The 6,794-nt window shown below is 68.3% G+C and carries 6 protein-coding genes and 1 pseudogene; 2 read left to right on the top strand and 5 right to left on the bottom strand.

What is annotated here, in order from left to right; all coding sequences use genetic code 11:
- The 4 genes and pseudogenes from AC1DHD_RS12725 to AC1DHD_RS12710 form a co-directional block, all read right to left on the bottom strand.
- Positions 1-286, bottom strand: a pseudogene (locus tag AC1DHD_RS12725) (1-deoxy-D-xylulose-5-phosphate reductoisomerase); the annotation flags it as partial.
- A gap of 117 nt (positions 287-403) precedes the next feature.
- A complete protein-coding gene (locus tag AC1DHD_RS12720; RefSeq protein WP_476880064.1) occupies positions 404-1,936 on the bottom strand; it encodes a tripartite tricarboxylate transporter permease in 1,533 nt (510 codons plus the stop codon).
- Entirely contained in the window at positions 1,929-2,450 is a 522-nt protein-coding gene (locus tag AC1DHD_RS12715) for a tripartite tricarboxylate transporter TctB family protein (RefSeq protein ID WP_476880063.1), read from the bottom strand. The genes AC1DHD_RS12720 and AC1DHD_RS12715 overlap by 8 nt, the downstream gene beginning before the upstream one ends.
- A gap of 2 nt (positions 2,451-2,452) precedes the next feature.
- A complete protein-coding gene (locus AC1DHD_RS12710) occupies positions 2,453-3,457 on the bottom strand; it encodes a Bug family tripartite tricarboxylate transporter substrate binding protein (protein ID WP_476880062.1) in 1,005 nt (334 codons plus the stop codon).
- 173 nt (positions 3,458-3,630) lie between these two features.
- On the opposite strand from AC1DHD_RS12710, the gene AC1DHD_RS12705 reads away from it, so the two are divergent.
- Together AC1DHD_RS12705 and AC1DHD_RS12700 are read left to right on the top strand one after the other, a co-directional pair.
- Entirely contained in the window at positions 3,631-5,238 is a 1,608-nt protein-coding gene (locus AC1DHD_RS12705; protein WP_476880061.1) for an ATP-binding protein, read from the top strand.
- Positions 5,235-6,209 carry a response regulator transcription factor gene (locus AC1DHD_RS12700; RefSeq protein ID WP_476880060.1) on the top strand — a complete coding sequence of 325 codons (975 nt, stop codon included), beginning with the start codon at positions 5,235-5,237 and terminating at the stop codon, positions 6,207-6,209. The genes AC1DHD_RS12705 and AC1DHD_RS12700 overlap by 4 nt, the downstream gene beginning before the upstream one ends.
- Before the next feature lie 298 nt (positions 6,210-6,507).
- Here AC1DHD_RS12700 and AC1DHD_RS12695 read toward each other — a convergent pair.
- On the bottom strand, positions 6,508-6,794 hold a 287-nt coding region (locus tag AC1DHD_RS12695; RefSeq protein ID WP_476880059.1), incomplete at its 5' end, for an HpcH/HpaI aldolase/citrate lyase family protein.

Below are 6,794 nucleotides of genomic sequence, written 5' to 3'. Positions count from 1 at the left end.
GGGTGGACGCGTCCGGGCCGGTGATGAGCTCCGGCCGGTAGCCTGCGACGCCGGCCGCACGGGCGGCGTCGTCGATCAGTTGCTGGAGGGCTGTGGCGTCGCCGGTGGCGACGCCGACGGCGCGGGCCCGGGTGTGYACGGCCTGSCGSGCSAGRAGKTCRGGGTTGCCGCCGCCGGCGCTGAGSGCCACGATCTCGAARAGGTGCGGGGCGCCGTCGACGACGTCGATGGCCTGGGTGCCGATGGAMCCSGTGGAACCAAGGAGGACGATTGTGCGCGGCTGCATTTCTTAAGTATCCCGCACGGCGGCGGCACCGGATTCCCCGGGCACGCCGTCCGGACGCGGGTTGGCAGTCCGCGGCAGTGTTTGCCCAACACTGCCGCGAACTGCCAACTGGATCGGTCAGACGGACACGGACTCCTTCTCCGTGACCGCTTCCAGGGCTGCCTGCCGGCGGCGAAGCCACCAGGAGCCCAGGAAGATCAGGGCCATGGTCGCGTAGACCACCACGGCGAACGGCGTGGAGAACAGGGCCGAGGGGTCGTTCTGGGAGAGCTGCAGCGAGCGCCGCAGCTGCACTTCGAACATCGGGCCCAGGATCATCGCCACCACCATGGGCGCCACGGGGTAACCGTAGCGGCGCATGAAGTAGCCCAGGATGCCCACCACCAGGAGGACACCGACGTCGCTCGGCGAGAAGTTCACCGAGAAGGCGCCCAGCGCCGCGAACACCAGGATGCCGGCGTACAGGAACGGCCGCGGGATCTGCAGGATCTTCACCCAGAGGCCCACCAGGGGCAGGTTGAGGACCAGCAGCATCAGGTTGCCCACGTACAGCGAGGCGATCAGGGTCCAGACCAGTGCGCCCTGGTTTTCAAACAGGAGCGGCCCGGGCTGGATCTGGTAGCGCTGAAATGCGGTGAGCATCATGGCGGCGGTGGCCGTCGTCGGGATGCCCAGGGTCAGCAGCGGGACCAGGACGCCGGCGGCGGCGGCGTTGTTGGCCGCCTCCGGACCGGCGACACCCTCGATGGCGCCCTTGCCGAACTGCGCTTTGTGGGCGCCCTTGGCGAGCCGGCGTTCGGCGGCGTAGGACAGGAAGGTGGAGACGTCGGCGCCGCCGGCCGGCACGGTGCCGATCGGGAAGCCGATGAACGTCCCGCGCAGCCAGGGCTTCCAGGACCGCTTCCAGTCCTCCCTGGACAGCCAGGCGTTCTTGCCCTTGCTGACGGGGATGACTTCCACGGGCCCGTGCCGGAGCTTGGAGGCCACGTACAGCGCCTCACCCAGGGCGAAGAGGCCCACGGCCACCAGCACCATGTCGATGCCGTCCACCAGGTTGGGGTTGTCGAACGTGAACCGTTGCTGGGCGGTGCTGTCGTCGATTCCGATCAGGCCGATGAACAGCCCCAGGGCCAGTGACGCCAGCCCGCGCAGTACGGAGGCGCCCAGCAGGGCGCCAACGGTCAGGAACGCCACCACCATCAGTGCGACGTAATCGACCGGGCCGAGCCCGACGGCGAGATCCGCCACCACCGGGGCCAGGAAGGACAGCAGCACGGTGGCGATGGTGCCGGCGATGAACGAGCCGATCGCCGCCGTCGCCAGCGCTGCTGCTCCCCGGCCGGCCTTGGCCATTTTGTTGCCCTCGAGGGCGGTGACAATCGAGGAGGACTCGCCCGGGGTGTTGAGCAGGATGGAGGTGGTGGAGCCGCCGTACATGCCGCCGTAGTAGATACCGGCGAACACGATCAGGGCCGCCGCCGGGTCCAGCGCATAGGTGATCGGCATCAGCAGGGCCACCGTCATGGCCGGCCCGATGCCCGGCAGCACACCGACGGCGGTACCGACGAACACGCCCCCCAGGGCGTACAGCAGGTAGACCGGCTGAAGCGCGGTCGTGAAGCCTTCGAGCAGGAGCATAAAGCTATCCATGGAAGAACGGCACCCCCTCAAGCAGCGGACCCGGCGGGAGCGAGACGCCCAGCAGGCCGCCAAAGACGTACTGCAGCACCAGGGCCATGATCACCGAGACCAGGATGGCCTTCCACAGCGGCTTGGCCTCGAGGGTCCAGGCGGATCCGCTGAACAGCACGGCTGCGGCGATTGGCCAGCCTGCCGGTTCGATCAGGAAGATGTGCAGCACAACGAAGGCGACGAGCTTGGCCAGCGCGATCCAGTCCGTTTTGGCCGTGACGTCGAGGTCCTCACCCTCCTCGGCCTGGCCGACTTTGCCGCGCAGGACCTGGATGACGATGCCGAGGCCCACCAGCACCAGGACGCTGCACACGATGTACGGGAAGGCACGCGGGCCGATGCCGGTCTCCGACGGCGGGATCGGGATGGATCCCGCCGTCAGGAGTCCTGCCGCGCCCACGCTGACGAACACCAGGGCGAAAAGGATCTCCCCCGTGGGCCGTTTGGCGGGCGTGAGAACTTGCGAAGACATTGTTACTTGACCAGGCCAATCTGCGTCAGGGTGGTCTTGACCTTGCTGATGTCGTCGGTGAGGAAGGTCTTGAACCCGTCACCGGCGAGGAAGGCGTCGTCCCAGTTGTTCTTCTTCAGGGTGGACTTCCAGGCCTCGGACTCGTGCAGCTTGGTGACCAGCTCGGTGAGCTTGGTGCGCTGGGCGTCGTCGATCGAACCGGGCGCCACTACGCCGCGCCAGTTGGTCAGGACGACGTCGATGCCCTGCTCCTTGAGGGGCTTGATGCCGGGCAGCGCCGGAACTTCGGCTTTGCCGGAGACGGCGAGCGCGCGGACCTTGCCGGCCTTGACCTGCTCCGCGTATTCCCCGATGCCGGAGATGCCGGCCTGCACCTTGTTGCCCAGCAGCGCCGCGATGGATTCGCCGCCGCCCGAGTAGCCGATGTAGTTCAGCTTCTCCGGCTCGACGCCCTGGGACTTCAGGATCTGGCCGGCCAGGATGTGGTCTGCGCCGCCGGCCGAGCCGCCGGTGATGGCGACACCCTTGCCGTTGGCCTTGATGTCCGCCACGAGGTCCTGCACGGTCTGGTACTTCGAGGAGGCCGGCACCACGAGCACCAGCGGTTCCTCGGTCAGGCGGGCGATCGGGGTGGTGTCCTCGAGGCGGGTCTTCGCCCCGTTGGTCTCCACGGCGCCGACCATCACGTAGCCCATCACCATCAGGGTGTTGGCGTCCTTTTCGGTGGCGAGCTTGGCCAGGCCGTTGGTTCCGCCGCCGCCGCCGATGTTGGTGACCTGGGCGGAGGAGACGAGCTTGTTGGACTGCAGGTCCGCCTGGATGGCGCGGCCGGTCTGGTCCCAGCCGCCGCCCGGGTTGGCGGGGACGATGATGCTGAGCTTCTTGACGGAGTCAGAGCCTGACCCGGCAGCGGCGCCTCCTCCGGCGCAGGYGGACATCGCGAGCACGAGGCCTGCGGCACCGGCCGTGAGGGCGGCCCGGCGGGTGAAGTTGAGGTGGGACGTCATTATCTCTCCTTGTACGAAATGTGATGCACATCATTGGAATCACTTCCCCGACCGTAGGGGCGGGTCCCGCCGGGGAACAGTATTCGGACGTAGAGGTAGTAGTGGTCATATTGGTCACGGCCCGAAGGCGTCATCCGTCCTGCCGCGCCGGTACCGGATGGGACACTTGTGACATGTTTCACAGGATTCCGCTGCGCTTTCAGCTGGTGGCCCTGCAGCTCGGAATCGTTCTGGCCGTCCTCACCGTCGTGGGTGCCGTGACGATCCGGATGCAGGAACAACAGCTCCGCGACGCGTACAAGAGCCGGATGATCGGCGTCGCCGACAGCGTGGCCCGGCTGCCGTCCGTGGTGGACGCCTTCAGCACCGACTCCCCCGCGCAGACCATCCAGCCGATCGCCGAGGTCATCCGGCAGGCCTCCAACGTCACCTACGTGGTGGTGACCGACCGCAACGGCGTCCGGCAGTCCCACCCGAATCCGGAGGAGATCGGCAAGCATGTCTCCACCGACCCCTCCGTACCGCTGTCCGGCGACATCTATGTCGGCACCCAGACAGGGACCCTAGGCGAGTCCTGGCGGGTCAAGGTTCCCATCTTTGACCGCGGCGGCACAGTCATCGGCTCCGCGTCGGTGGGGGTGCTGGAAAGTACCCTGGCGGCGGACCTGAACGAGGACCTCCCGCTGCTGTTCGGCTGGCTGCTGGGCGCCGCACTCCTGAGTTCCCTGGGCGCCATGTACGTCTCGAAGCTGGTCTGGCGGCGGATTTACAAGCTCGAGCCCGAGGACATCGCAGCCCTGCTCGAGACCCGCGACGCCATGCTCCACGGCCTCGGCGAAGGGCTCGTGGCGGTCGACGCCGACGGCAAAGTGGCACTGGTGAACGATGAGGCGCGGCGGCTGCTGGACGTGGGCGAGGAGATCCTTGGCACCGCTGCCACCGACTCGCTCGAGCCGGGGATCCATCGCCTGCTCGCGGCCGGGTCCGCTACGGACGAGCTGGTGCTTTCCGGCGAGCGCATCCTGCTGGGCAAGGTCAATGCTGCCACCGTGGACGGGCGGGAAGTGGGGAAGGTGCTGATCCTGCGCGACCGGACGGAACTGCACACCATGCTCCGGGACCGCGACGGCGCCCTGGACGTGACGCAGGCCTTGCGGGCCCAGGCGCACGAATTCGCCAACAAACTCCACGTCATCTCCGGCCTGCTGGAGCTCGGCCAACAGGCGAAGGCCGTTGATTACCTCGGCCGCAGCCAGAGCGATGCCGCGTTCGTGGACCGCCCGCTCGCCCCGGGGATCACCGACGACGGCGTCCGGGCCCTGTTGATCGCCAAGTCCACGGTGTGCGCGGAGCGGGGCATCGACATCGAGGTTGACCCGGCCTCGGTCTGCACTCCGGACGGCACCGACGACGCCATCACCGTGCTCGGCAACCTGATCGACAACGCCGTGGACGCCGTCGGCTATGACAGCACCATCGCCGTCGCCCTCGCCGAGGGTCCCGGCGGACGCACGCTCACGGTGGACGACGACGGGCCGGGCGTTCCGGCGGCTGACCGGGAAGTGGTGTTCGAGCCCGGGGTGACCAGCAAGGAACCGGACGGGATCAACACCCGGGGGCTCGGCCTGGCCCTGGTCCAGCGTGTGGCCCGGCGCCGGGGTGGCAGCGCGGTGGTGTCCCGTTCGGCGCTTGGCGGTGCCTGCTTTACGGTTGTTTTCAGGACAGAGGTGTCCGGGTTAGCCGGCGCCGGGACACCAGAGGCGGTACTTGGACGACCATGAGTGGCATACGCACCCTCATCATTGACGATGACGTGGCCGTGGCGGGGATCCACCATGGCTTCCTGCTGGCCCGTGGCGGTTTCGAGGTGGTGGGTACGGCGCACACCGGGCAGCAGGGGCTGGATCTCGCTGCGGAACTGCTGCCCGAACTGGTTCTCCTCGATATCCACCTGCCGGACATGTCGGGACTGGATGTCCTGCAGGCGCTCCGGAATCGGCCCCGGCAGCCCGTTGATGTCCTGGTGATCACGGCGTCGCGTGAGCTGGAAACCGTGCGCTCGGCAATGGCCGGCGGCATACTGCACTACCTCGTCAAACCGTTCACGTCGCAGGCGCTGAACGACCGGCTGGACCGTTACGTGGCACTGCGCGACGAACTCGCCGCCGGTGCCTCCGCTGGCCCCCTGGACCAGGAGCGGATCGACCGGATCGTGGCCCCGGCGCGCCCTTCGCGGTTGTCCGGCACGTTGTCCGGGCGGGGCGGTCCGGGGGGTCACGGGGGTCACGGGAACCAGGGCGGCCATGGGGCTGACGGCGGGGAGTCGGCGGCTGGGCTGCCGAGGGCCGGGTTGCCAGGGGCCGTCGGATTTTCTGGAGCCACAGAGAGTCCAGCGCGCTTACCCAAGGGACTCTCCCGGCCCACCCTGGACGCGGTCATCGAAGCCCTGCAGGACACCCCGGGCGACGAGTCCGCAGCAGGCCTGGCCCTCCGGCTTGGATTGTCACGGGTCAGCGCCCGCCGCTACCTCGAGTATCTGGTGGCTACAGGCTTCGCCCGGCTCACGCCGCGCTACGGTGCTGCCGGCCGCCCGGAGAACCGCTACCTGTGGCGGCGCTASGGTCGGTTGGGATGTGCCGGATCTGGGCGCCGGTTGGGACCGGGCCGGCGGCCGGGCGAAGGGGCGCCGCGGCTACATATTGAGTGGCCCGCTCGATTCACACGACGTCGGATTGCCACAAATGGCCGCTAACCGGCCCACCAATCCGGCCATTTGTGGCGAACCGACGAGCTCCAGCAGGTAGGGCTTCTGTTCTGGCCCTGTGATCGCCCGAAGTCGACTCAGCGCTCGTGCCAACCACCCGAGGCCCAGGTGCAGCGCGGAAGACCGGAACGGGGCGCGGGCGGCCGGGGTTTCGGTGTGCACCACACCGAGTTGCCACAAATGGCCGCTAACCGGCCCACCAATCCGGCCATTTGTGGCGAACCGACGAGCCCTGGCGGACTGGGCTCACTCCGGACCCCGGGACCCCGCCCCGAATTCCCCAGACCTAACGGCCTGCGCGGCGGAGGGTGGCTTCGGCGTGCTTGAGGATGGGCCCGTCGATCATCTTGCCCTTGAATTGGAACACGCCGGTGCCCGCGGCCGCAGCGGCGCCCAGGAGTTCTTCGGCCGCTGCGACGTCGGCCTCGGAAGGGGCGTACGCGTCACGGACCACGGCCACCTGGTTGGGGTGGATGCAGGCTTTGGAGCCGAACCCGGAGGCGACGGCGTCGTGGGCCTCGGCCGCGAGTCCCTCGAGATCGGGGATGTTCACGTACACGGAGTCGACGGCCT

The sequence above is a fragment of the Arthrobacter sp. 05L45_2 genome (genome assembly GCF_056397525.1).
Note: the sequence above shows the minus strand (reverse complement) of the source record. Positions and strands in the feature narration are given on the sequence as shown.

What these genes read in the sequence shown, in the direction of transcription:
- AC1DHD_RS12720 (WP_476880064.1), bottom strand. Translation starts at nt 1,936, where the DNA reads ATGGATAGCTTTATGCTCCTGCTCGAAGGCTTCACGACCGCGCTTCAG.
- AC1DHD_RS12715 (WP_476880063.1), bottom strand. Translation starts at nt 2,450, where the DNA reads ATGTCTTCGCAAGTTCTCACGCCCGCCAAACGGCCCACGGGGGAGATC.
- AC1DHD_RS12705 (WP_476880061.1), top strand. Translation starts at nt 3,631, where the DNA reads ATGTTTCACAGGATTCCGCTGCGCTTTCAGCTGGTGGCCCTGCAGCTC.